The sequence below is a fragment of the Rhodovarius lipocyclicus genome, from assembly GCF_009900765.1.
Lineage (GTDB): Bacteria > Pseudomonadota > Alphaproteobacteria > Acetobacterales > Acetobacteraceae > Rhodovarius > Rhodovarius lipocyclicus.
The window spans coordinates 11,990-35,285 of the sequence record NZ_JAAABL010000036.1 but is presented as its reverse complement, the minus strand read 5'-3'; the positions used below and the strand labels follow the sequence as shown (position 1 = coordinate 35,285).

The following is a 23,296-nucleotide window of genomic DNA, read 5'->3' as shown; positions in this document are numbered from 1 at the left end:
CTCAGCCGCGCCACCTTCCACTTGCACCTCAAGGAGTGCGAGTTCAGGTACAACAACAGAGCCAGGAACCTTACTCGCCTCCTGCTCAAACTCTGCCGGGATAACCCGCTCTCCTAGTCGAGACCCTTTGCGGAATACCGAGCGGGCTTGCTGGAAATTGACGATGCCGTTGCCGGCCACGCCGCGCTACGGCGCCGCCCGACGGAAGGATACCCGCTATGAGCCCCTTCACCCGCGCCGCCGCCGCCCCCGCCGGGCAGGGCACCATCGCCCTGGGCTTCGGCCCGCACCTGATCCGCCTGACCGCCGCGCAGACCGGCGGCACCATGGGCCTGTTCGAGGCCAGCGTGCCCCCCGGCGGCGGCCCGCCCCTGCATATCCATGAGCGCGAGGACGAGCTGTTGCAGGTCGTCTCCGGCCGGTTCGGCTTCTGGTGCGGCGAGGATTATGTCGAGATGGACGCCGGCGGCTGCATCGCCCTGCCGCGCGGCATTCCCCACCGCTTCCAGAATGTCGGCGCCACGGACGGCACGCTGCTGTGCTTCGTCACCCCCGGCGGGTTCGAGGGCTTCTTCGGCGCGGTGGGCGCCGCCGGCGAGGCCCGGGTGATGGAGATCGCCCAGCAGTTCGGGATCACCTTCCTGCTCGACTGACCCCCCTCGCCCGGCGCCGGGGCGGCATGCTACGCAGCGTGCATGCCTCGCGCACCGGCCCGCACCGCCGGGCGAGTGGCCGCATCGGCGGCACCCGCCCCCCGGGCCGCCGAAGTTCCCCCCGCGCGGACCGCGCGCCCTTCGCACAAGCCCTTCACCGGGCTGTGGTGGCTGCGCATGCTCGTCATGCTGGCCATCTGGGGCACGGCTGCCTGCACGGCCGTGCTGCTGTGGTTCACCCACGACATGCCGCGCCCCGACCAGGCGCTGAACCACACCCGCCGCCCCGCCGCCGCGATCCTCGCCGCCGATGGCTCCCTGCTCGCCACCCAGGGCGACATGTTCGGGGAGGTGCTGCGCCTGCGCGACATGCCGGCCCATCTGCCCGCCGCCCTGCTGGCCATCGAGGACCGGCGTTTCCGCGAGCATTTCGGCCTGGACCCGATCGGCGTGGCCCGCGCGCTGTATGCCAACCTGACGGCCGGCGACGTGGTGCAGGGCGGCAGCACCCTGACGCAGCAGCTGGCCAAGAACCTGTTCCTGAACGCCGAGCGCAGCACCCGCCGCAAGGTGCAGGAGGCGATCCTGGCCCTGTGGCTGGAACGCCGCTTCAGCAAGGACCAGCTGCTGGAGATCTATCTGAACCGCGTCTATCTGGGCGGCGGCGCCTATGGCGTGGATGCGGCGGCGCGGCTGTTCTTCGGGGTTTCCGCCCGCCGCGTCACGCTGTGGCAGGCGGCGATGCTGGCCGGGCTGCCGCAGGCGCCCAGCCGCACCAACCCCCGCACCAACCCCGACGGCGCCATGCAGCGCGCGGCGGAGGTGCTGCGCGCCATGGTGGACACCGGCGCCATCACCGACACCCAGCGCGAACAGGCGGTGGCCGAGATGCGCCTGCCGGCCCGCCCGGGCAATGGCGGCGGCTGGTTCGCGGATTGGGTGATGGAAACCGTCTCCGCCCGCATGCCGGAACTGACCGACGTGACGGTGCGCGCCACGCTGGACCCGCGTTGGCAATCCGCCGCCGAAGCGCGCCTGCGCGGGCTGATCGAGCGCGAGGGCACGCGGGCCAACCTCTCCCAGGGGGCGGTGGTGGTGATGGATGCGGCGACGGGCGCCGTGCGCGCCATGGTGAGCGGGCGGGACTATCGCGGTTCCCCCTTCAACCGGGTGACGGATGCGCGGCGGCAGCCCGGTTCCTCCTTCAAGCCGGTCTATTACCTGGCGGCGCTGGAACGCGGGGCCTCGCCGGGGGACATGGTCTCGGACGCGCCGCTCAGGCGCGGCAACTGGTCGCCGGGCAATGGCCGCTATCGCAGCCGGGGCGAGATCACGCTGGAGGACGCGCTGGCTGGCTCCGTCAACACCGCCGCCGTGCGGGTGATGGACCTGGCGGGCGGGCCGCAGGGCGCGCGGGCCATGGCGATCCGGCTGGGCATCGGCGCGCGCTGGCCCGCCAATGGCTCCCTGGCGCTGGGCACCGGGGAGCTGACCTTGCTGGAACTGACCGGCGCCTATGCCGCCATGGTCAATGGCGGGCGGCGGGTGGTGCCGCACGGCATCCGCCAGGTGCTGTCCGATGGCCGCGTGCAGCCGCACAGCCCCCCCGCGCCGGAGCAGGTGGTCAGCGAGGCCAGCGCCGCCGGCATGCGCCGCATGCTGCAGGCCGTGGTGGCGCGCGGCACCGGGCGCGCGGCGGGCTTCCCCGGCCTGCTCATCGGCGGCAAGACCGGCACCACGCAGGATTATAAGGACGCCTGGTTCATCGGCTTCATCGGCCAGGGTGAGAACGCGCTTCTCATCGGCATCTGGCTGGGCAATGACCATGGCGAGCCGATGGAGGAGGTCAGCGGCGGCACCCTGCCGGCGCGGCTGTTCCGGGAAATCGTGGAGGCGACCCGATGAGCCTGCCGGATGTCGCGGCCGCCCTGCGCCACGCGGTGAACAACTGGCTGATGGTGCTGGGCGCGAACCTGGACATGCTGGCCCGGCGCCTGCCGGAGGGCTCGCCCGAAGCGCGCCAGCTGTCCCGTGCCGTCGAGGCAGCGCGCCGGCTGGAAACCTCCATCCTGCCCTTCACCCGGCTTGCGGCCCTGCCCAGCCGCGAGGAAGCCCGCCCCGACAGGCTGCTCGCGGATCTCGCGCCCCTGCTGGAGGTGATGGCCGGCCGTGCCATCCCGATGGAGCTGGAGAAGCTGCCGCATGTCCCTCTGCCGCGCCCGGGGCTGGAGCTGGCGCTGCTGGAATGGGCCAAGGGCGGGCAGAGCCTGACCCTGCGCGCCGGGCCCGAGCTGGAATGCAGGCCCGGGCACCCGGCATTGGCGGCCCTGGCCGAGGCCGAGGGCTGGCCGGTCAGCCAGACCGCGGACGGGATGGTGTTGCGCATAAACGGCGCCTAGTCCCCACGCGCCTTCCTTCGCTAGAAGCCCGGCCATGGACAACAGCATGGCAACCCGGCCCCGCAGCACGCTGAAGGGCGATGCCTATCGCGCCTATGAGGCACTGCCGGCCGAGGTGCGCCTGGCGTTGCAGGAATCCCTGGTGGACTGGTGCCCGATGCGGGCGCGGGAATGGCACCTGTACCTGCTAAACGAATTGCGGCTGCGCCCGGCGCAGGCGGCGCATGTCCTGGTCCAGACCATCCGCAAGCAGGACCATGCGGAGGTCGCGGCCTTCGCCCGCACCTGGGCCAAGGGCGCCGACGCCTATCCGCATGTCGCGGCCGGTGCCACGATCCAGCGCTATGTCGGGACCGAGGGCATCCCCGCCCCGGAGCCGATGCCCGCCGCGCCCAGGAAGCAGTCCGGCGCCGCGAAGGCAAAACCCGCCAGGGTGAAGCCCGGCAGGGCGAAACCCGTCAGGGCAAAACCCGCCCGTGCCAAGCCAATCACGGCCAAGCCAATCACGGCCAAGCCCTTGGCCAAGCGCAAGCCGGGCCGCCGTGCCCGGCGCTGACCCGCCCGATCAATCCAGCGCCGGCCCCACATAGCGCCCGCGCGGACGGATCAGCCCACCCTTCAGCACCTGCTCCATGGCATGGGCGCACCAGCCCATGGTGCGCCCCAGCATGAACAGGGTGAAGGGTGCCTCGGGCGGCAGGCCGAAGGCCCGTGCGACCGCCACCAGCGCGAAGTCGCAATTGGGCAGCAGGCCAGTATCGGCGGCCACCTGGTCGCGCAGCGCGGCCATCGCCGGGTCCGGCACCAGCCCTTGCAGCATGATGGCGGCGCGCTGGTCGCCATGCGGATACAGCGGGTGGCCGAAGCCCGGCAGCAGCGCGTCACGATTGAGCCAGGCGCGCACGGCCGCCCCCGCGCCGTCGCGTGCCGCATCGCCCAGCAGCGCTACCAGCGCCGGGCAGGCCCCGCCATGGCGCGGCCCCGACAGCGTGCACAGCCCCGCCAGCAGGCTCGCGGCCAGGCTGGCCCCGGTGGAGGCCGCCACCCGCGTGGCGAAGGTGGAGGCATTCAGGTCATGGTCCGCCATGGCGACCAGCGCCTGGCGTATCCGGTCGGCGGCGTCCTCGGCGCCCCAGCCCCGCGCCAGCCGCTGGTGCAACGGCCCGTCACCCGGCGCCAGCCGGCCCACCACCTGGGCCGCGTCCTCACGCAGGCGGTCCGGGCTGCGGCCCAGCATGGGCTGGCTGAGCGGGATCATCCCGGCCAGGGTCTGGAACGGGTCGCCGGGCGTGCCGGGCGCGAAGGTCACGGGACGGGGCGCCTGCCACAGCAGGGCGGCCACCGCCTCCGCCGTGCTGTCCAGCGCGGCCAGGTTCCGGCCCCGGTAGTACAGCGTGCCGTGATGCACGGTGGAAATGGCGGTGGGCACGCTGGGCTCGCCCCAGGCCATCAGGCTTTCGGCGATGGCGGCGGGCCGGCGCCCGCGCGCGCGGCGGGTGGCCAGGGCGGCCACATCCTCGGCGCGGTAGAGGCTGCGGCGCGGGTCGGCGGGGTCGGGCCGCATGTCGATCCGCCCGCGGCTGACATAGGCATACAGCGTCTGCGGCTTCACGCCGAGGCGGGTCAGCACGGTTTCCCGGTCGATCCATTCGGGCATATTGATCGTCTTGATCAAGATTGATGGCATCGCGGTTCTGGTCGTTTCCTGGGCGCCCCGTCAAGGAGAACGCCCATGACCCCGGAAATCCTCCCGATCCTCACGGAGGCCTGGCAGGCGCTGGGCCTGCCCGACAGCGCGCCCGGCCGGCTGGAGATCAGCGGCGATGCCCGGCTGCCCTCCTACTTTCCGGTCACCCCGCTGGCGGTGGCCTCGATCGGCGCGGCCTGCCTGGCGGTGTCGGAGCTGACCGGCGGGGCGCCGCGCGTGGTGGTGGATACGCGCCTGGCCTCATTGTGGTTCAACTGGACGCTGGTGCCCCAGGGCTGGACCCTGCCGGCCGCCTGGGACCCCATCGCGGGCGACTACGCCGCCGCCGATGGTTGGATCAGGCTGCACACCAACGCCCCGCACCACCACGCGGCTGCGCTGGCCGTGCTGGGCTGCGCCGACACGCGGGAGGCCGTGGCCCAGGCCGTCGCCCGCTGGCCCGCCCAGGCCCTGGAACAGGCGGTGGTGGAGGCCAAGGGCTGCGCCGCCGCCATGCACACGCCCGAGGCCTGGCGCGCCCACCCGCAGGGCCAGGCGGTGCGCGCGGAGCCGATCTTCGACATCCGCCCCGGCACGGCCGATGCCGCGCCCGGCTGGGAGCCAACCCCTGGCCGCCCCCTCACGGGCCTGCGCGTGCTGGACCTGACGCGCGTGCTGGCGGGCCCGGTCGCCACCCGGTTCCTCGCGGGCTATGGCGCCGATGTGCTGCGCATCGACCCGCCCGGCTGGGGCGAGCCGGGCGTGGTGCCCGAGGTCACGCTGGGCAAGCGCTGCGCCCGGCTGGACCTGCGCGACCCCGCCGGCCGCGCGCGCTTCGAGGCCCTGCTGTCCCGCGCCGATGTGCTGGTGCATGGCTATCGCGCCGGCGCGCTGGAGGGGCTGGGCTATGGCCCCGCCGAGCGCCAGGCGCTGCGCCCCGGCCTGATCGACGTGTCGCTGAACGCCTATGGCCACAGCGGGCCATGGCGGCAGCGGCGCGGCTTCGACAGCCTGGTGCAGATGAGCACGGGCATCGCCGAGGCCGGGATGCGCTGGAAACAGGCGGACCGCCCCACGCCCCTGCCGGTGCAGGCGCTGGACCACGCCACGGGTTACCTGATGGCGGCGGCGGTGCTGCGCGCGCTGATCGCCAGGCGGCGGGATGGGCTGGGCAGCGTCACGCGCCTGTCGCTGGCGCGGACCGCGTTCTGGCTGATGGACCACAGGGGCGAGGCCAGCACCGCGCCGCTGCCGGGGCTGGCCGAGGCCGACCTGGCGCCCGGGATCGAACACACCGCCTGGGGGCCGGCACGCCGCGCCGCCCCGCCCGCCGCGATCGCGGGCGCGCCCATGGGCTGGGCGCTGGCGGCTGGGGAGCTGGGGGCGGTGGAGGCGTGATCAGGGGCTTCGCCGCCGAACCCCCACCAAGGGCTCTGCCCTTGGAACCCGCCAAAGGCCGAAAGGCCCTTGGAACCCAGGAATTGGCGCTTCTTCCTGGTAAGCGGGCGCCATTTTCATGATGAAATTCAATGGGAAAAACGTTTCCCGGATCAGCGCCAAACTGATCTAGGTCCAGGACCGAGCACGGTCCTGGCGGGGGGTCCAGGGGGCAGCGCCCCCTGGCCTGGTCCCCCTCAGGCCGGGTCGCCGTTATCCGCCTGCAACCCTGCCGCCTCGATGCCCGCGATGCAGCAGATCTCATCGTTCGGCGAGGTGTCGCCCGAGATGCCCACCGCGCCCAGCAGCACATTGTTCGCGTCGCGGATCAGCACGCCGCCCGGCACCGGCACGGCGCGGCCGCCCGTCAGGTCGGACAGCGCGTTGGTGAAGCCCGGCACCGCCTGGGCGCGGCGCGCCAGTTCCCGCGTGCCGAAACCCATGGCCATGGCGCCGAACGCCTTGCCCAGCGCCACTTCGGGGCGAAGGATGGAGCAGCCATCCTCACGCTTCACCACCTTGATCTGCCCGCCGGCGTCCAGCACCACCACGGTCAGCGGCAGGAAGCCCGCCTCATGCCCCTTGGCGAGGGCCGCGGCGGCGATGGTCTCGGCCTGGGCCAGGGTCAGGCCGTTGATGGCGGCGGGGTGGGCGGGCTGGGGCATGGGGTTTCTCCGGGTTTGCTGCCTTGTTCTGTGGCGGGGCGTGGCCAAACTGTCCAGTGTGTGGGCCGCCGTGCAAGCGATGCACCGCGCGCGGGGCGGTGCCCGCGAATCCATGCCTTGATTGTGCCACGGCCCGAGGCGACACTTCACACATCTGACATGTCGCTGACTGGACAGGCATCATGCGGCCGTTGATCGGCATTTCCTGCTGCGTAAAGCCCTTTGGCATCTTCAACACGCCAAACCACGCAGCTTCGGATTCCTATGTGAAGGTCGTGATGGGCCCGGTGGGCGGCATCCCGGCCCTGGTCCCCTGCGCGGGCCCGGAATGCGTGAACGAGATCGTGGCGCGCATGGACGGCATCATCATGACCGGCAGCCGATCCAACGTCTGGCCCGAATACTATGGCGGCCCGCCGCATCTGGAAGGCACGCCCGAGGACCATCAGCGCGACGCCACCACCCTGCCGCTGATCCGCGCCGCCATCGACAACGGCATCCCGCTGCTGGCCATCTGCCGCGGCATGCAGGAACTGAATGTGGCGCTCGGCGGCAGCCTGGACCAGCGTATCCAGGATCTGGACGGCCGCATGGACCACTCCACGCCGTCCGACCAGCACATCCCGCTGGTGCGCACCGGCAAGGCCCACAATGTGCGCCTGAAGCCCAACACCCTGCTGGCCCGCCTGTCAGGCCGCGAGAGCATCGCCGTGAACTCCCTGCACAACCAGGGCGTCCAGCGCCTGGCGCCAGGGCTGGTGGCGGAAGCCTGGGCCCCCGACGGCACGGTGGAAGCCGTGCGGGTGGAAGGGGCGCGCGCCTTCGCCATGGGCGTGCAATGGCACCCGGAATACGACTGGGAACGCGACGAACTGAGCCTGTCGATCTTCCAGGTCTTCGCCGAAGCCTGCCAGGCCCGGATGGAAGAACGCGAAGGGCGGAAATTACAGGCGGCGGAGTAAGGCCAAGGGGCTCCGCCCCCTGGACCCCCGGCAAAGGGCGCTGCCCCTTGCATCCCCGCAAAGGGTTGTAGCAACCCTTGTGTCTTACGAAAGGTGCAAGAATGGGTCACCCGGGCGGGCCTGCCCGCCCGGGTGACGCGATCTCGAGGCCGTTCGACCCCCGGTGCATGACACCGTTTCAAAGCAAGGCCCGGATCCGTCCTCTTTGTAGCCCGAACGGTTGGCCGGGGCCCAGCTCTTGCCGGGACCCCGCACGTGCAAGGGAGGGAGAGGCTGATGTCTGATACTGTCATTGCGCCGCCTGTTCGGCGCGTCGTGGGCATCGATGTGGCCAAGGACTGGCTCGATGCGGCCCTCTGGCCAGAGGGCCAGGCGGCCCGCTTCGCCCAGGACCCGCCAGGCCACGCGGCCCTGCTGGCCTGGATGGCCCGCCATGGCGTGACAGAGGCCGCCTGCGAGGCCTCGGGCGGATACGAGCGCGAGGTGCTGCGAACCCTGAGCACCGCAGGCCTGCAGGCCCGCCTGCTGGATGCCGGCAGGGTCCGGCAATTCGCCCGCACCGCCGGCCAGCGCGCCAAGACCGATCGCATCGACGCCTTGGTCATCGCCCGCTGCGCCGCCACCTTCGACAGCCCGGCCGTGCAGCCCGACCCGCTGCGCGAGGCGCTGGCCGAGATGGTGCTGCTGCGCCGCCAGCTCTCGGCCGAGCTGGTGGCCGCCCGCCAGCAGGCCCGCCCGCTGCGCCTGCCCACCCTGATCGCCTTGGCGGCGCGGCGCATCGCCCATCTCAAGGACTGCCTGCGCGAGGTGGAGGCTGCCATCGAGGCGCATGTCGCAGCCCATGAGGCGTTGTCGAGGCCCGCGGCGCTGATGCGCTCGGTGCCGGGCGTGGGCCCCGCGACGGCTGCGACCCTGCTGGCGGAATTGCCGGAGCTGGGGCGGGCCTCGCGGCAGGAGATCGCAGCCCTGGTGGGGGTGGCCCCCTTCGCCGACGACAGCGGCAAGCGGCAGGGCAGCCGGCGGATGTCGGGCGGGCGGGCCCCGGTGCGCTGCTGCCTGTACATGGCCACACTGGTGGCCAGCCGATGCAACCCGGTGATCAAGCCCGCCTATGAGGCGTTGCGCGCCCGGGGCAAGCCGCACAAGGTCGCGCTAGGGGCGTGTATGCGCAAGCTGCTCGTCGCTCTCAATGCCATGCTGAGAAACAAATGCGCGTGGAAGCAGGAGAGACAGACCAGCTGAGCAGGCGCGCGGAAAGACGGTTGCTTTGAACCCATGAGTTTGGCGCCTTACCTTGGCAGGCGGGGCGCCATTTTCATGATAAAATTCAATAAGAAACACCTTCCCAGGACGGGCACCAAACTCCTGGGGTGCAGGGGCCTTTCGGCTCCTGCCGGGGGAGTTTGAGGGGGCGGCGCCCCCTCAATCCGCCTCTTCCGCCTTCGCCTCTTCCGGCTTCGCGGCCTTGCGCGCGAAGGGGTCCAGGCTTTTCGCCGCCTGTTCCAGCCGGTCCAGCGCCTTGTCCAGCGCGGCCATGGTGGCGCTCATGTCCGGGCTCTCGTCCTTGGCCCAGGCGTGCACGGTATAGAGCCACACCCCCGCCAGGGCCTTGGCCCGCAGCCGGCCGAGTGCGCCGCGCGAATCCACCCCGGCCGCTTCCAGCATCCAGCCCATGCTGCGCTGGGTCTCGCAGCCCAGCCACAGGGCCAGGGGCGGGTTCAGCGGCAGGTCCTTCAGCAGGCGCAGCAGCCCCGCGCGGTGCGGCTGCATCGTGTCCAGCCGGCGCATCAGCACGTCGAACAGCCGGTCGCGGGTGCTTTCGCCCTCGGTGGGCACGGTGCCGTCCAGCACGGTCTGGTCGGTCGCGGCGCCGTGCAGGGCCAGCAGCCCCAACGGCCCCGGCGCCAGGCGGCGCAGGTCCCCCAGGGACAGGTTCGCGGCCTGTGCGATGCGGGCCAGGGTGGCGCCGTGCCAGCCATGCTCCGCCACGGCGGACCAAAGCCCATCCAGGGCGCGGGGCAGGGATTCGCTCACTGCCGAGCCTCCGTCACCCAGCCGGGCCGCAGGGTGATGGCGGGGTTGCGGCACATGTCGAAGTTGCGCAGCTCCTCGGCCGCTTCATTGTCGAACACGATGCGCAGATCGGCGCGGCAGCCGCCTTCCATGCCCAGCTCGGCGGTGCCGTTCTGGCTGATGGGGGCCGAAAGCTGGTTGTTGCCCCAGTCCCGTTCCTCGACGGGCGACAGGTAGATGCCGGTGATCGGCCGCTCATACAGATTGCCGATCGCCAGGCGCCGGCTGCCCTGGAACACCACGGGCTGCGGGGTGCAGATATTCACGTTGTCGCGGATCTCCTCCCGCCGGTTGGCGAAGACGGCGCGCAGCACCACCCGGCATTCGCCGCTGCGGATGCGGATGGGAAAATCCCGCCCGGCCCCGATCACAGAGGCCCCCAGACGGTCCGGCCCCCAATTCGGGGCGGCGGGCGGCGTGGCACCCTGGGCCAGCGGCAGGGCGTACAGCTGCTGCAAGACGACGGAGCTGCGGTTGACCACCTGCAGTTCCCGCAGCGGGATCGACGGGTCGCCGAAGGCCAGGCGCGGCTGCTCGCAGATGTTCGCGTCACGGGTTTCGGCGGGCAGGCCGGCGAAGGCGGCGCGCACCGTCACCTCGCAGGCGGCGAAGCCGCGCAGGCGGATGCGGAAATTCTCGCCGGCCGGCACCATGGCCGCCCCCAGCCGGTCGGGGCCGGGGTCGTTGCCGCCGCGCGGCATCAGGAACACCTGCATCAGCGTGGCGTCGGTGTCGTTCACCACCTGCACGTCGCGGCGGCCCTCGTCGGTCAGCACCAGCTGCCGCTCGGCGCAGACATCGATGGCGCGGGTCTCCTCGCTCTCATCCTGCCAGATGGCGCGGACCAGCAGGCGGCAATCGGCCACCCGGCCCAGGCGGATGGGATAGCTGGCCCCGGCCGGCACCATGTCGGCGCCCAGCCGGTCCGGCCCCTCGGGTGCGCCCTGTCGGAAGACATAGAGCTGCCGCAGCACGGTGTCGCTGCGGTTCACCAGGTTCAGCACGCGCTCCTGCTGGGGCTGCTGCGTGCCGCGCGGCGCCCCGCCCGCCGGCGGCTTCAGGTTCTGCGCCCCGGCGCCGGCCATCAGGCCCGCGACGATCAGAGCGGAGAGGGAGAGGGATTTCAGCATCCGCGCTCGGCTTTCCTTGTGGCGTTCTCTTTGGGGAGGATGGGCACGGGTGCCGCGACGCGCAAGCGCCCGTTTGGATCATGCGCGCCAAGTCACGGCAGGATGATGCCCGCCGTGGTCACGGCAAAATAATAATGGTCGCCCCGCGTGCCGGGCGGGCGGCGGTGCTGCGGGTGAAGCCCACCACCCGGGCCTCCGCCCGCACCCGGTCGCGCTCGATGCCCGCGGCCGACAGCGCATCGGCCACCGCCCGCGCCCGCCGCGCCGCCAGGCGCGATCCGGTCTGCGCCCCGCCCTCCGTCGCCAGGGCATGGCCCAGCACGCAGATGTTGCGGCGTTCCTCGCGCTTGGCCAGTTCCACGGCGGCGGCGATGGCGTTGCGCGCTTCCTCGCCGGGGGTGGCGGCCCGGGCGGCGAAGGGGATGGCGAAATTGTCGTCCTCCAGCTGCTCCGCGCCGACGCAGTTGAATTCCCGGGGTTGGGCCCAGGCGGGGGTGGCGGCGAGCAGCAGCAGCGGCAGGGCGAGGAGGATGATCATATGGTGACCAGGATACCAGCGCCCACGAGTCGCCGCAGCAACCCCGCCGCATCCACGCCGGGATGGGCGCGGCCCAACTCGGCCTCCGTCACATCCGGGCGGGCGAGCAACCAGGCGGCGGCCTCGGCCTCGGGCGGCGTCAGCGGCAGGGGGGAACCCGCGCCCTTCAGCACCCAGTCGGCGCCGCGCCGCACGGGCTTGGCGCCTTCGGCCACCGGGCGGAAGCTGGCGCCGTCCTCACCGCCAGCGGGGGCGGCCGGGGCCGCCAGGCCGCGCGTGGCCAGCAGGTCGTTGTCGCCCCGGTTGAAGCGGTGGTTGTGGACGTAGCCCTCGATCACGTTGATCACGCCGGGGTCCTTCACCAGCTCCGCCAGGCGCGCGCCCAGCTGGCCCACGCGCTGGGTCAGGGCGAATTTGGCGCTGGCGGTGCCGTCCTGGCGCGGCAGGGGCTGGCGGAACAGCGGCTCATACAGCACGCGCTCCAGCAGGATGTTCATCACGTCCATGCCGAGCGCCGCATGCACGCCATAGGCGATGTGGACGGAGGAAGGCGCCTCGGCCAGCGCATCGTGATACCAGCCGCGCGGCAGATAGAGCAGGTCGCCCGCCTTCAGCAGCACCTTCTCCCGCAGGCGGCCCTTGGCCTGTTCGTGGTGCGCCTGGCCCTCGCCACGGAAGATGGGGTGGCTGATCGGCCATTCGGCGCGGCCTTCCCACACATTCCAGGTCTTCTCGCCCTCCACCTGCACGGCCCAGACATCATGGGTGTCGTAATGGGCCGGGAAGGCCTTGTGCGACTGCCAGGAGATATAGACGTTGCCCTGCGCCTTCCCCAGCAGCGCGCCTTCCAGCGCGCGGGAGACGGCGTTGAGCCCCGGCGTCAGGCTGTCCACGTCATTGAGGACGAGGCTCGCGCCCTTCCTCATCCATTCGGCCACCTTGCCGGCGACCGGCTGCATGACCTGCTGGTTGTCGCGCGACAGGGCTGAGACGCAATACTGCTCGGGCGGCACGGCCACCCCGTCCTCATACATCTTCAGCGAATGGGACGACCACATATGGGTCATGTCCAGCAGCCGGTTGATCTGCCGCCAGCCTAGGACGGAGGCGAATTTCGCGGCCCCGCCTTTCACGTGCAGGGGCTGCTTGTCGTAGTATTCGGCGAAGAACTGCTCCGGCGTGACCGGGGCGAGAAGCTGGGCGAGGTCCATGCCCCGCCTATATCAGGTTTCGTCGCGCGTCAGCAGTTCCATGGCCAGCGCCACGACGGGGGCCAGGGTGAAGGCCACGGCCAGGGCCGGGATGGCGACACCGGTGAACAGCGCCGCGCACCAGCAGCCGGCCGCTATGACGCCCAGGCGCCATTCGCGGCGGCTGTTGCGCGCATCCTCCGCCAGCAGCCCGGCCAGCACATCGTGTTGCAGCGGGATGCCCGGTCCGGGCGCGGTGGCTTCCGGCGGGGGCGATGCCAGGCCGCCGCCCAGGCGCGGATGGCTGGGAAGCGTGACATCCGCGGGCTTGGCCGGGGCGAAGCGCGCCCTGACACCGTTCAGCCGCCGCTGCATCTGTTCGAACATCCACCCACCTCGATCGGTTCCGGTGGACAGACTTATTGATCCGCTCATGGTCGCCATTCAAAGCCAGAAACGTCTGGATTTGCTCATGACGCAGGCGACATTGCACGACACGGTTGTGTGAGCGCGCGCCTGGGTTGTCTGACTGGCCGCATGGACCCCGCACCCCGGTGGTGCAAGCGGTGGCGTATTGCCCCGGTTCCTGCATGGCCGCCGGCGCTTTCTGCTCCGGCCATGGCAATCTGCGCGCGGCGCGTGAATCACAAATGAATCGCTCGCGCTTTTCTTGTTCTTCACCACCAGGCTGCCAAACTGAGACCCGGAAACGCAGGAGGGCCACGATGCCCGACATCCAGCCACAGGCTTCGGCCGAACCGCTGCGGCAGGAGGTATTGCGCCTCGCCGTCGCGGCACTGCCGCATGGGCTGCCCGCCACCGCCGCCCAGCTGCTGCCCGCGCTGACGGAGGCGGTGCCGGCCGCCGAGCTGGCGGCCACGCCCCCCGAATCGCTCGCCGCCATGGCGGCCTCCCTGTTCCAGCTGATGGAGCGGCGGCTGCCGGGCCAGTCGCGCATCCGCGCCCTGCCGGCCGGGCGCTTCCACCACCCGGTGGTGGAGGTGGTGACCGACGACATGCCCTTCCTGGTGGACAGCGTGCTGGGCGTGCTGACGCGCCAGGGCCGCACGCCGCGCCAGGTGCTGCACCCCGTGCTGGACGTGACGCGCACGGATGACGGCACGCTGGCCGATGCCGCCACGGGTCCCTTGCGGGAAAGCGTGATGCGCATCGCCCTGGCGGGCGCCGAACCCGACCCCGCCGCGACCGAGGCGCTGGTGGCCGCGACCCTGGCCGATGTCCGCCGCTCGGTGGAGGATTTCCCGGCCATGCTGGCCGAGCTGCGCCGGGCTGAGGCCGAGGCTGAGGGCGAGGCCCGCGAATTCCTCACCTGGCTGGCCGAGGACAATTTCGTGCTGCTGGGCCATCGCCGCCTGCTGACCGATGGTGGCGGCTTCCGGGCCGAGGCCGGGCTGGGCCTGCTGGCCGATGCCGGGCGGCCGGTGTTCGACGCGCTGGCGGACCTTTCGGCGGTGCCGCCCACCGTGGTTGCCGCCCTGCACGCGCCCCCGCCGGTCGCGGTGCTGAAGGCCAATATGCGCAGCACGGTGCACCGGCCCCAGCACGCCGATGTCATCATCACGCCGCTGCCCGATGGCGCGGGCGTGCGGCTGTTCCTGGGGCTGTTCGCCGCCGCCGCCTACAACCGCAACCCGCGCAGCATCCCGCTGCTGGGCAGCAAGGTGAACCGCATCATCGAGGCCGCGGGCGCCACCGCCACCAGCCATGACGGCCGCGCCCTGCGCAACATCCTGGACACCTGGCCGCGCGACGAGCTGTTCCAGGCCAGCGAGGCCGAGATCCTGGCCGCCGCCCGCCGGGCGCTGTCCATCACGCTGACACCCGCCCCCGCGCTGGTGCTGCGGCCCGACCCGTTCGGGCGCTATGTCTCGGCCATCGTCTGGCTCCCGCGCGAGAATTTCGACACCAGCCTGCGCAGCCGGGTGGGTGAGATGCTGGCCCGCGCGCATGGCGGGCGGCTGTCGGTGTTCTACATCTCGCTGGGGGATTCCCCGCTGGCGCGGGTGCACTACGTCATCGCCACCGACCCCGCCCACGCCGTGCACCCCGACGCGGCGGCGCTGGAGAAGCTGGTGGCCGAGATGGCGCGCGGCTTCCATGAGAAACTGGCCGACACGCTGATCGCCAGCCATGGGGAGGCCCTGGCCACCCCGCTGCTGGCGCGCTGGGGCCGGGCCTTCCCGCCCGCCTATGACGACACGGAAACGGCGGCCACCGCCGCCGCCGACATCGCCATGGCCGAACAGGCGCTGGCCGAAAGCCGCCCGGTGGCGCGGCTGCTGGCGGCCCCGGGCGGCGCGCGGCGCTTGCAATTGCGCCTGGCCAACCCCGGCGGTGCCCTGCCGCTGGCCGATGTGCTGCCGCTGTTCGAATCCATGGGCCTGCGCGCGATCGAGGAAGTGCCGCACCACCTGACGCCCGCCGATGCCGCCCCGGTGGCGCTGCATGGCTTCACGCTGGAAACCCCGGTGGAGCTGGACGAGCGACGCTTCCCCGCCGTGCTCGACACCCTCTCAGCCCTGCTGGCCCAGCAGGCGGAGGTGGACGGCTTCAACCGGCTGGTGCTGTTGGCCGGGCTGAACTGGCGGGAGGCTTGGCTGCTGCGGGCCATGTACCGCTGGGTGAAGCAGCTGGGCTTCCCCTTCGCGCAGGACAGCGTGGAGAAGGTGCTCTCCGAGACGCCCCAGGCGGCCGCATTGCTGGTCCGGCTGTTCCACGCCCGCTTCAACCCCGATGCGTTGGCCGACGAAACCAGCATCGCCAACGCCTGGACCGCCCTGCTGGACAGCGTGGCCGACCCGGATGCGGACCGCATCCTGTCCCGCCTGCGCACCGTGCTGGACGCGATGCGCCGCACCAACTTCTTCCAGGATAAACCCTACCTCTCCTTCAAGGTGGAAAGTGCCGCCGCCGGCGACATGCCGAGCCCGCGCCCCTGGCGCGAGATCTTCGTGCACTCCCCGCGCATGGAGGGCTGCCACCTGCGGGCCGGGCCCGTCGCGCGCGGCGGCATCCGCTGGTCCGACCGGCGGGAGGATTTCCGCACCGAGATCCTGGGGCTGATGAAGGCGCAGCGGCTGAAGAACGTCGTCATCGTGCCGACGGGGGCCAAGGGCGGCTTCATCCTGAAGCACCCGCCCCCGGCCGGCGACCGAGAGGCCTTCATGGCCGAGGGCATCGCCTGCTACCGCACCCTGGTGCGCGGCATGCTGGACGTGACGGACAATCTGGACGGCACCACCGTGCTGCCGCCGCCGCGCGTGGTGCGCCGCGACGGGGACGACCCCTACATCGTCGCCGCCGCCGACAAGGGCACGGCCAGCTTCAGCGACATCGCCAACGGGCTGTCGGCCGAATACGGGTTCTGGCTGGGCGATGCCTTCGCCTCCGGCGGGTCGGTCGGCTACGACCACAAGGTGATGGGCATCACGGCGCGCGGCGCCTGGGTGATGATCGCGCGGCATTTCGAGGAGCTGGGCCACGACATCTTCGCCGAGCCCTTCACCGTGGCCGGCGTGGGCGACATGTCGGGCGACGTGTTCGGCAACGGGCTGCTGATTTCGCGCAAGACCCGGCTGGTCGCGGCCTTCGACCACCGGCACATCTTCATCGACCCGAACCCGGAGCTGGAAGCCAGTTTCTCCGAGCGCCAGCGCCTGTTCGCGCTGCCCCGTTCCTCCTGGGCGGACTACGACCCTGCGCTGATCAGCCCGGGCGGGGGCGTGTTCCCGCGCACCGCCAAGCACATCACCCTGTCGCCGGAGGCCCAGGCGCTGCTGGGCGTGCCCGAGAAGGTCGAGCCCGCCACGGTGATGCGCGCCATCCTGAAGCTGAACGTGGACCTGCTGTATTTCGGCGGCATCGGCACCTACATCAAAGCCAGCACCGAAACCCAGGCCGATGCGGGCGACCGCGCCAATGACGCCATCCGCGTCGATGGGCGGGAGATCCGGGCGCGGGTGGTGGGTGAGGGCGCGAACCTGGGCGTGACCCAGGCCGGCCGCATCGAGACCGCGCGCCAGGGCATCCGCATCAACACCGATGCGCTGGACAATTCGGCGGGCGTCTCGACCTCCGACCATGAGGTGAACATCAAGATCCTGCTGGCCGATGCCGAGGCCAGCGGCGCCCTGACCCGCCGCCAGCGCGACGACCTGCTGAAGGAGATGACGGACGAGGTCGCGGGGCTGGTGCTGCGCGACAACGGGCTGCAATCGCTCGCGGTCTCGCTGGAGGTCGCGCAGGGCGCGGCCGCCCTGCCGGCCCAGGCCGCGCTGATGGCGCGGCTGGAGGAGGTGGGGCTGCTGGACCGCGCCCTCGCCGGCCTGCCGGACGAAGCCGCCATGGCCCGCCGCGCCACGGCCGGCGAAGGGCTGACCCGCCCCGAGGTGGCGGCCCTGCTGCCCTTCGCCAAGCTGTGGCTGAACGAGGCGATCCTGGAATCGGATCTGCCCGACGACCCGGCGCTGCTGCCCCTGCTGGTCGCCTATTTCCCGAAGCCCTTGCGGGAGAAATTCGGCACCTTCATCGCCCGCCACCGCCTGCGGCGGGACCTGGTGGCGACCGCGCTGTCCAACGGCGTGGCCAACCGCATCGGCTGCGCCGGCATCGGCCGCCTGACCGCCGAAGCCAGCCCCGCCACCGCCGTGCGCGCCGCCTGGCTGGCCGACACGCTGCTGGGGCTGGAGGCGGCCTATGACGCCGCCGACAAGACCCACGGCCCCGCGAAGCTGGACGCTCTGGCCACCCTGCGCGCCCTGCATGCCCAGGCCGCCCGCCATATGTTGAGCGAGGGCGGCCCGCTGGGCGATGTGCTGGCGGCGCTGAGCCCTGGCCTGCCGGCGCTGTTGCCCCCGGGCACCCCGCTGGTGGAGCTGCCCTTGCTGGGCGCCGCCCCGGCCATCCTGCGCCTGGCGCGGGAGACGGGGGCCACGCCCGAAGCCGCCGCCGAAGCCTGGGCCGCGGTGGCGGGCCAGTTCCATCTGGCGGCGCTGCGCGCGGCGGCGGAGGCGGCCCCGGTCTCCGGCCAGTTCGGCAACCGGGCGCGGGCGGCCTTGTTGGCGGACCTGGACACGGCACAGGCACGGCTGGCCGGGCAGGGGCTGCGCGGCGGCGCCCTGCCGGCGGCGGCCGAGGCCGTGGCGAAGCTGGTGGAACAAGCCGGCCGCGTGCCGGACCTGTCGGCCGTGACGGTGGCGGCCCGGGCCTTGGCGGGGCTGCATTGAGGGGGGAGCGCCTGTCAGGGGCTCCGCCCCCGACACCCCCGCCAGGACCGTGCTCGGTCCTGGACCTAGATCAGCTTGGCGCTGATCTTGGAAGGGTTTTTCCCATTGATTTTTATAATGAAAATGGCGCCTGACCTGGCAAGGTAAAGCGCCAAACTCCTGGGTTCCAAGGGCCTTTCGGCCTTTGGCGGGGAGCCGAGGGGCAGAGCCCCTCGGTGGGGGTTCGGGGGCAAAGCCCCCGGGGGCATGACAGACGGAGACCGCGATGCGCCTCAAGGCCTGGGCCTGGTGTGGCTATGATTTCGCCAACAGTGCCTTCCCGACGGTGGTCTCCACCTTCGTCATCGCCACCTATTTCACCTCCGCCGTCGCGCCGGACCCGGTGACGGGCCAGGCCATGTGGGGCTGGATGCAGGCGCTGGCGGGGCTGTCCATCGGCCTGCTCTCCCCGGTGTTGGGCGCCGTGGCCGATGCGGGCGGGCGCAGGCGCGCGCTGTTGGCCATCTTCACCCTGCTGACGGCGGTGGCCACGGCCGGCATCTGGTTCGTGCATCCGCGCGCCGCCGATGCGCTGCCCGCCCTGGTACTGATCGGCCTGGCGACGGTGGCGTTCGAGCTGGGGACGGTGTTCTACAACGCCATGTTGCCCAGCGTGGCGCCGGTGGAGAAGCTGGGGCGTGTCTCCGGCCTGGGCTGGGGCATGGGGTATGTGGGGGGGCTGCTGTGCCTGGCGGTGTGCCTGCTGGTGCTGCTGCGCCCCGGCCCGCCGCCCTTCGGGCTGGACCGCGCGGCGGCCGAGCATGTGCGCGCCACCGCCCTGCTGGTGGCGGGCTGGATCGTGCTGTTCGGCTGGCCCGTGCTGCTGGCGGTGCCCGACCCGGCCGTGCGCCCGCCTGTGGCCCAGGCCGTGCGGCAGGGGCTGGCCGCCATCCGGGCCACGCTGCGCAAACTGCCGCATGAGCCGGTGCTGGCGCGCTTCCTGGCCGCGCGGCTGTTCTACACCGATGGGCTGAACACGCTGTTCGCCTTCGGCGCCATCTACGCCGCCGGGCGCTTCGGCATGCAGGTCGAGGAGATTTTGCTGTTCGGCATCCTGCTGAACGTCACGGCCGGGCTCGGCGCCTTCGCGGGCGGCTGGCTGGAGGATGCGCTGGGTTCCCGCCGCACCGTGCTGGGCAGCCTGCTGGCGATCATCCTGATCGGGCTGGGGCTGCTGCTGGTGGAGAGCAAGACCCTGTTCTGGGTGCTGGGGGCGGGGTTGGGGGTGTTCTTCGGCCCGGCCCAGGCGGCCAGCCGCACGTTGATGGCGCGGCTGGCACCGCCTGAGGAGGCAGGGGCCTGGTTCGGGCTGTTCGCGCTGTCCGGGCGGGTCACGGGGTTCATGGGGCCGGCGCTGCTGGCCATGGCCACCACCGCCTTCGCCAGCCAGGTGGCGGGGATGGCCGTGGTGCTGGGCCTGCTGGGGCTGGGGGCGCTGCTGCTGCTTCGCGTGCGCGCGGCCTAGCAGGTTGCTGAAAAACTGGTCGCGCCACTGTCCGCGCCGTGCATTCCGGCGCCGGATCGCGGCTGGCCTCGCAGGTTACGCGGGCGCAATCTCAGCCCGACTGATGGAGACCGCCATGCACCGCCGTTCCCTGCTGGCCCTGCCCGGCCTGCTCGCCACCCCCGCATTCGCCCAGCCGGTGGCCCAGCCGGGCTGGAAGCCGTCGGCGCCTGTCCGCTACGTTGTGCCTTTCCCGCCCGGCTCCAGCTTTGACCTGGTGGGGCGCATCGTGGCGGAGGGGATGGCCCCACTGCTCGGGCAATCCGTGGTGGTGGAGAACCGGCCGGGCGCCGGCACGCTGGTGGCCGTGCAGGCCGTGAAGGTGCTGCCGCCCGATGGCCAGGCCGTGGTCATGGTGGCCAACAGCTTCACCGTGAACCAGACCCTGCACCAGCCCCGCCCCTATGACGCGGAGCGCGATTTCGACCCGCTGGCCCTGCTGGTGGAAACCCCGCATGTGCTGGTCTGCCACCCCTCCGTCGCCACGGATTTCCAGGGCTTCCTGGCCCGCGCGCGGGCGCCGGGGCCTGGGCTGGTGTTCGGCAGCAACGGCCAGGGCACCAGCCAGCACATGGGGCTGGAACACCTGAAGCTGCTGGCGCATCTGAACGCGGAGCACGTGCCCTATCGCGGCGTGGCGCCGATGATGACGGACCTGCTGGCCGGGCGCGTGAACTACACGTTGGCCAACCTGCCCGATGCGCTGCCCGCGATCCGGGACGGCAAGCTGGTGGGGCTGGGCATCGTGGCGCGGGCCCGCCACCGGCTGCTGCCGGAGGTGGCGACCATGGCCGAGCAGGGCTTCCCGCAGCTGGTGTCCGACACCTGGTACGGGGTGGTGATGCCCGCGGGCGCCCGGGCGGAGGTGAAGGGCGCGCTTTCCGCCGCGATCATCGAGGCGATGAGCCGCCCGGCCCTGCGCCCGCGGCTGGAGGATATGGGCCTGGACGTGCTGGCCCAGGGCCCTGGGGCCCTGACCGAACGCATCCGGCGCGACACCGTGGCCTATGCCGAGGTGGTGCGGGCGGCGAATTTGAAGCCGGAATAAGCCCCCGCCGCCCGCGCCCGCTCAGTTCACGCGCAGGTTGAACTGCCGCACCATCTGTTCGTAGCGGGCGTATTCGGCGTTGTGGAAGGCGGTGAAATCCGCCCGGTTGCGGTATTCGATCGGCATGTTCAGCCGGCCCAGCCCCTCGACCACGGCGGGGCTGCGCATCATGCGGGCACAGGCGGCGTCCAGCCGGTCCAGGATCGGCTCCGGCGTGCCGGCGGGCGCGTAGAAGCCGGACCAGATCGAGAAGGTCAGGTCATGGCCCAGCTCCCGGAAGGTGGGGGTGTCGGGGAATTCGGCCATGCGGTTGGCCGCGTAGACCGCGATGGGGTGGTAGTTGTACTGCCGCACCAGGGAGGCCTGGTCGGTGAACAGCTGGATCTGCCCCGCCGCCATCGCCTGCACCACATCGCCCGAGCCCCGGAAGGGGATGTGGTTGAACTCCACCCCCGTCAGCCGCTCCAGCGAGATGGAGCTGATATGCGGCGTGCTGCCCGGGCCGGTGTTGGCGAGCGGGAAGGCGCCCCGTGCCTCCCGCGCGCGGGAGAGCACGTCGGCCAGCGTGCGCATGCCGCTGTCCTGCTGCGTCAGCATGATGATGGGGGCCGAGACCGCCTGGCAGATCGGCGCGAAATCCGCGTTGCGGAAGGGCGCGCCGCGCGTGTGCGGCGTCAGCACCAGGGACCCGCCGGGGGTCATCAGAATGGTGCTGCCGTCCCGCGCGGCGCGGGTCATCTCCATCGCGCCCACCGTGCCATTGGCGCCGGAGGTGTTCTTGATGACCATGTTGGTGCCGAGGGCCGCGGCGAATTCCGGTTGCAGGATGCGGGCCATCAGGTCCGTCGATCCGCCGGCGGAGAAGTTGACGATCATGGTCACGGCATTCTGCGCATGCGTTTGCGCGGAATGGGCAAGAAAGGACAGGCCGCAGGCGGCCGCGAGCAGTGCGCGTTTCAAGGGGATGTTTCCTCGGTCGGATTTATTACCGGGGATTCAGCCCGCCGGGCGCCGGGCTGTCAATAAGCGGCCGCGCCCGGCGTCTGAGGGCAAGAAAAGATGCGGCGCAGCCGCATCAGGCCGCCAGCGCGGCCTTGCCCCTGATCATGTCCGAGGCCTTCTCCGCGATCATCAGCGTGGTCGCCATGGTGTTGGCGCTGGTCATGGACGGCATGATGGAGGCATCCACCACCCGGATGCCCTCCAGCCCATGGATGCGCAGGGTGTCGTCCACCACCGCCATCGGGTCGGTCGCCGGGCCCATCTTGGCGGTGCCGATCAGGTGATAGGTGGTGGTGCCGTTCTGGCGCGCGAAATCCAGCAGTTCGTCATCGGTCTGCACCTGGGGGCCGGGCAGGATCTCGCCTTCCAGGAAGCGCTGCATCTGCGGCGTGTTCAGCAGCTTGCGCATCTGCTTCAGCCCCGCGATGTGCACCCGCCGGTCGTTTTCCACCGACAGGTAGTTGGGCTGCAGCTCCGGGTCTTCCCACACGCTGGCGCTGCGCGCGCGGACATAGCCGGTGGATTCCGGCCGGTGCTGCCAGGTGCCGGCCGAGACGCCGGGATAGTCGTCCAGGATATAGGTCTTGCCGGGCTTGTAGCTGCCGGGCGTCAGCACGCCCTGGATATCGGGCTCGTCCAGCCCCTCGAAGCTTTTCAGGAACAGGTGCACGTGGCTGACGGCGGTGGCTAGGATGGAGGGCTTGCCCGCCGCCCATTTCGCCAGCTCGAGGCCCAGCCGCCAGCCCTTGGCCAGCTCGTTCAGCGTGATCACGCCGGGCTTGGCGCGCATCACGAAGCGGGAGGCATAGTGGTCGCGGAAATTCTCGCCCACGCCGGGCATTACGTGCACCGGGGCCACGCCCAGCTTTTCCAGCAGCCAGGCCGGGCCGATGCCCGAGATCTGCAGCAGCCGCGCCGTGTTGGGCGTCCCGCAGGAGAGGATGACCTCCCGGTTCGCGCGGATCTCGATGGGGGCGGCGCCCTGCTCGGTCAGATAGCGCACGCCGACGCAGCGCTTGCCCTCGAACACCAGCTGGCTGGCGCGGGCGTTCACCCGCACCTCGGTGTTGCTGCGGGCCATGGCGGGGGCCAGGCGGGTGCGCGCGGCCGAACGCCGGCGGTTGCCCGCGATGATGCGCTGGAAGTAGCCGACGCCGTACTGGTTGCCGTTGTTGTAGTCCTTGGTGCGCGGCAGGCCGGAGGCGACGCAGCCCTCGATGAACGCCTCCGAGATCGGGTGGAACCAGTCCATATCCGTCACGGGGGTGGGGCCGTCCTTGCCGCGGGTGTCGTCGCCCACGCCCATGCGGCGCTCGCTGCGCTTGTAGTAGGGCAGGCAGTCGGCATAGCCCCAGGCGCGGTTGCCGCGCTGCGCCCAGCTGTTCAGGTCATCGGGCTGGCCGCGGTTGTAGATCATGCCGTTGATGGAGGTGCCGCCGCCCATCACCTTGCCCTGGATGGTGGGGATGCGGCGGCCGCCCGTCATCTCCGACGGTTCGGTGCTGAACTGCCAGGAGACCTTGGGGTTGCTCAGCGTCTTGGTGAAGCCGGCGGGGATATGGATCCAGGGGTTGGTGTCCTTCGGGCCGGCTTCCAGCACGCAGACGGTGGTGGTGCCGTCCTCGCTGAGGCGGTCCGCCAGGACGGAACCGGCGGCACCGGACCCGATGATGATGTAGTCGAAATTGTCGGCCATGACGCTTCCCCTGGGTGTGTCCCCGCT

General features: G+C 71.5%; 19 protein-coding genes and 1 pseudogene. 11 read left to right on the top strand and 9 right to left on the bottom strand.

Annotated elements, in window-relative coordinates:
• From GT007_RS22580 to GT007_RS17810, 5 genes and pseudogenes are all read left to right on the top strand, one after another.
• Window positions 1–117 (top strand): annotated as a pseudogene (locus GT007_RS22580) (IS1595 family transposase); the annotation flags it as partial.
• Window positions 118–218: 101 nt separating this feature from the next.
• Window positions 219–653, top strand: coding sequence for a cupin domain-containing protein (locus GT007_RS17825; protein WP_160123013.1), 435 nt, complete (start codon window positions 219–221; stop codon window positions 651–653).
• A gap of 42 nt (window positions 654–695) precedes the next feature.
• Entirely contained in the window at window positions 696–2,558 is a 1,863-nt protein-coding gene (locus tag GT007_RS17820; RefSeq protein WP_236571735.1) for a transglycosylase domain-containing protein, read from the top strand.
• The gene (locus GT007_RS17815) at window positions 2,555–3,052 is read left to right on the top strand and encodes a hypothetical protein (protein WP_160123012.1); all 498 of its coding nucleotides are present in this window, start codon (window positions 2,555–2,557) and stop codon (window positions 3,050–3,052) included. The genes GT007_RS17820 and GT007_RS17815 overlap by 4 nt, the downstream gene beginning before the upstream one ends.
• Window positions 3,053–3,098: 46 nt before the next feature.
• Entirely contained in the window at window positions 3,099–3,608 is a 510-nt protein-coding gene (locus GT007_RS17810; protein ID WP_160123011.1) for a hypothetical protein, read from the top strand.
• Window positions 3,609–3,617: 9 nt separating this feature from the next.
• Here the strand turns inward: GT007_RS17810 and GT007_RS17805 are convergent, their stop codons facing one another.
• A complete protein-coding gene (locus GT007_RS17805; protein ID WP_201451969.1) occupies window positions 3,618–4,727 on the bottom strand; it encodes a citrate synthase in 1,110 nt (369 codons plus the stop codon).
• 57 nt (window positions 4,728–4,784) lie between these two features.
• On the opposite strand from GT007_RS17805, the gene GT007_RS17800 reads away from it, so the two are divergent.
• Window positions 4,785–6,137 (top strand): CoA transferase, encoded by a 1,353-nt coding sequence (locus GT007_RS17800; RefSeq protein WP_160123010.1) that lies wholly within the window; start codon window positions 4,785–4,787, stop codon window positions 6,135–6,137.
• Between the two features lie 236 nt (window positions 6,138–6,373).
• Here GT007_RS17800 and GT007_RS17795 read toward each other — a convergent pair whose 3' ends face one another.
• The gene (locus tag GT007_RS17795) at window positions 6,374–6,841 is read right to left on the bottom strand and encodes a GlcG/HbpS family heme-binding protein (RefSeq protein ID WP_160123009.1); all 468 of its coding nucleotides are present in this window, start codon (window positions 6,839–6,841) and stop codon (window positions 6,374–6,376) included.
• A 182-nt stretch (window positions 6,842–7,023) separates the two neighbouring features.
• Between GT007_RS17795 and GT007_RS17790 the strand changes: the two genes are divergently transcribed.
• Both GT007_RS17790 and GT007_RS17785 read left to right on the top strand, forming a co-directional pair.
• Window positions 7,024–7,803, top strand: coding sequence for a gamma-glutamyl-gamma-aminobutyrate hydrolase family protein (locus GT007_RS17790; RefSeq protein WP_160123008.1), 780 nt, complete (start codon window positions 7,024–7,026; stop codon window positions 7,801–7,803).
• Between the two features lie 276 nt (window positions 7,804–8,079).
• Entirely contained in the window at window positions 8,080–9,045 is a 966-nt protein-coding gene (locus GT007_RS17785; RefSeq protein ID WP_160123007.1) for an IS110 family RNA-guided transposase, read from the top strand.
• A 180-nt stretch (window positions 9,046–9,225) separates the two neighbouring features.
• Here GT007_RS17785 and GT007_RS17780 read toward each other — a convergent pair whose 3' ends face one another.
• From GT007_RS17780 to GT007_RS17760, 5 genes are all read right to left on the bottom strand, one after another.
• Window positions 9,226–9,837, bottom strand: a complete 612-nt coding sequence (locus GT007_RS17780) for a TetR family transcriptional regulator (protein ID WP_160123006.1) — start codon at window positions 9,835–9,837, stop codon at window positions 9,226–9,228.
• Window positions 9,834–11,006: a hypothetical protein gene (locus tag GT007_RS17775; RefSeq protein WP_160123005.1), complete on the bottom strand. Its 1,173-nt coding sequence runs from the start codon at window positions 11,004–11,006 to the stop codon at window positions 9,834–9,836. Before GT007_RS17775 ends, GT007_RS17780 begins: the two co-directional genes overlap by 4 nt.
• A 118-nt stretch (window positions 11,007–11,124) precedes the next feature.
• Window positions 11,125–11,544, bottom strand: coding sequence for an OmpA family protein (locus GT007_RS17770; RefSeq protein WP_160123004.1), 420 nt, complete (start codon window positions 11,542–11,544; stop codon window positions 11,125–11,127).
• Window positions 11,541–12,755: a cupin domain-containing protein gene (locus GT007_RS17765; protein ID WP_160123003.1), complete on the bottom strand. Its 1,215-nt coding sequence runs from the start codon at window positions 12,753–12,755 to the stop codon at window positions 11,541–11,543. The genes GT007_RS17770 and GT007_RS17765 overlap by 4 nt, the downstream gene beginning before the upstream one ends.
• Window positions 12,756–12,767: 12 nt before the next feature.
• Window positions 12,768–13,121, bottom strand: coding sequence for a hypothetical protein (locus GT007_RS17760; protein WP_160123002.1), 354 nt, complete (start codon window positions 13,119–13,121; stop codon window positions 12,768–12,770).
• 338 nt (window positions 13,122–13,459) lie between these two features.
• On the opposite strand from GT007_RS17760, the gene GT007_RS17755 reads away from it, so the two are divergent.
• From GT007_RS17755 to GT007_RS17745, 3 genes are all read left to right on the top strand, one after another.
• Entirely contained in the window at window positions 13,460–17,980 is a 4,521-nt protein-coding gene (locus tag GT007_RS17755; RefSeq protein ID WP_160123001.1) for an NAD-glutamate dehydrogenase, read from the top strand.
• A 265-nt stretch (window positions 17,981–18,245) separates the two neighbouring features.
• On the top strand, window positions 18,246–19,484 hold the full coding sequence (locus tag GT007_RS17750; protein ID WP_160123000.1) for an MFS transporter: 1,239 nt from the start codon (window positions 18,246–18,248) through the stop codon (window positions 19,482–19,484).
• A 115-nt stretch (window positions 19,485–19,599) separates the two neighbouring features.
• The gene (locus GT007_RS17745; RefSeq protein ID WP_160122999.1) at window positions 19,600–20,571 is read left to right on the top strand and encodes a Bug family tripartite tricarboxylate transporter substrate binding protein; all 972 of its coding nucleotides are present in this window, start codon (window positions 19,600–19,602) and stop codon (window positions 20,569–20,571) included.
• A gap of 21 nt (window positions 20,572–20,592) precedes the next feature.
• Here GT007_RS17745 and GT007_RS17740 read toward each other — a convergent pair whose 3' ends face one another.
• Together GT007_RS17740 and GT007_RS17735 are read right to left on the bottom strand one after the other, a co-directional pair.
• The gene (locus GT007_RS17740) at window positions 20,593–21,447 is read right to left on the bottom strand and encodes a tripartite tricarboxylate transporter substrate binding protein (RefSeq protein ID WP_236571737.1); all 855 of its coding nucleotides are present in this window, start codon (window positions 21,445–21,447) and stop codon (window positions 20,593–20,595) included.
• 199 nt (window positions 21,448–21,646) lie between these two features.
• On the bottom strand, window positions 21,647–23,269 hold the full coding sequence (locus GT007_RS17735; protein WP_160122997.1) for a GMC family oxidoreductase: 1,623 nt from the start codon (window positions 23,267–23,269) through the stop codon (window positions 21,647–21,649).
• Window positions 23,270–23,296 lie beyond the last annotated feature (27 nt).

Coding starts and splice junctions, on each gene's coding strand:
- GT007_RS17745 (WP_160122999.1), top strand. CDS start 19,600: ATGCACCGCCGTTCCCTGCTGGCCCTGCCCGGCCTGCTCGCCACCCCC.
- GT007_RS17810 (WP_160123011.1), top strand. CDS start 3,099: ATGGCAACCCGGCCCCGCAGCACGCTGAAGGGCGATGCCTATCGCGCC.
- GT007_RS17800 (WP_160123010.1), top strand. CDS start 4,785: ATGACCCCGGAAATCCTCCCGATCCTCACGGAGGCCTGGCAGGCGCTG.
- GT007_RS17770 (WP_160123004.1), bottom strand. CDS start 11,544: ATGATCATCCTCCTCGCCCTGCCGCTGCTGCTGCTCGCCGCCACCCCC.
- GT007_RS17755 (WP_160123001.1), top strand. CDS start 13,460: ATGCCCGACATCCAGCCACAGGCTTCGGCCGAACCGCTGCGGCAGGAG.
- GT007_RS17825 (WP_160123013.1), top strand. CDS start 219: ATGAGCCCCTTCACCCGCGCCGCCGCCGCCCCCGCCGGGCAGGGCACC.
- GT007_RS17775 (WP_160123005.1), bottom strand. CDS start 11,006: ATGCTGAAATCCCTCTCCCTCTCCGCTCTGATCGTCGCGGGCCTGATG.
- GT007_RS17735 (WP_160122997.1), bottom strand. CDS start 23,269: ATGGCCGACAATTTCGACTACATCATCATCGGGTCCGGTGCCGCCGGT.
- GT007_RS17790 (WP_160123008.1), top strand. CDS start 7,024: ATGCGGCCGTTGATCGGCATTTCCTGCTGCGTAAAGCCCTTTGGCATC.
- GT007_RS17785 (WP_160123007.1), top strand. CDS start 8,080: ATGTCTGATACTGTCATTGCGCCGCCTGTTCGGCGCGTCGTGGGCATC.
- GT007_RS17740 (WP_236571737.1), bottom strand. CDS start 21,447: ATGATCGTCAACTTCTCCGCCGGCGGATCGACGGACCTGATGGCCCGC.
- GT007_RS17750 (WP_160123000.1), top strand. CDS start 18,246: ATGCGCCTCAAGGCCTGGGCCTGGTGTGGCTATGATTTCGCCAACAGT.
- GT007_RS17760 (WP_160123002.1), bottom strand. CDS start 13,121: ATGTTCGAACAGATGCAGCGGCGGCTGAACGGTGTCAGGGCGCGCTTC.
- GT007_RS17815 (WP_160123012.1), top strand. CDS start 2,555: ATGAGCCTGCCGGATGTCGCGGCCGCCCTGCGCCACGCGGTGAACAAC.
- GT007_RS17820 (WP_236571735.1), top strand. CDS start 696: ATGCCTCGCGCACCGGCCCGCACCGCCGGGCGAGTGGCCGCATCGGCG.
- GT007_RS17765 (WP_160123003.1), bottom strand. CDS start 12,755: ATGGACCTCGCCCAGCTTCTCGCCCCGGTCACGCCGGAGCAGTTCTTC.
- GT007_RS17795 (WP_160123009.1), bottom strand. CDS start 6,841: ATGCCCCAGCCCGCCCACCCCGCCGCCATCAACGGCCTGACCCTGGCC.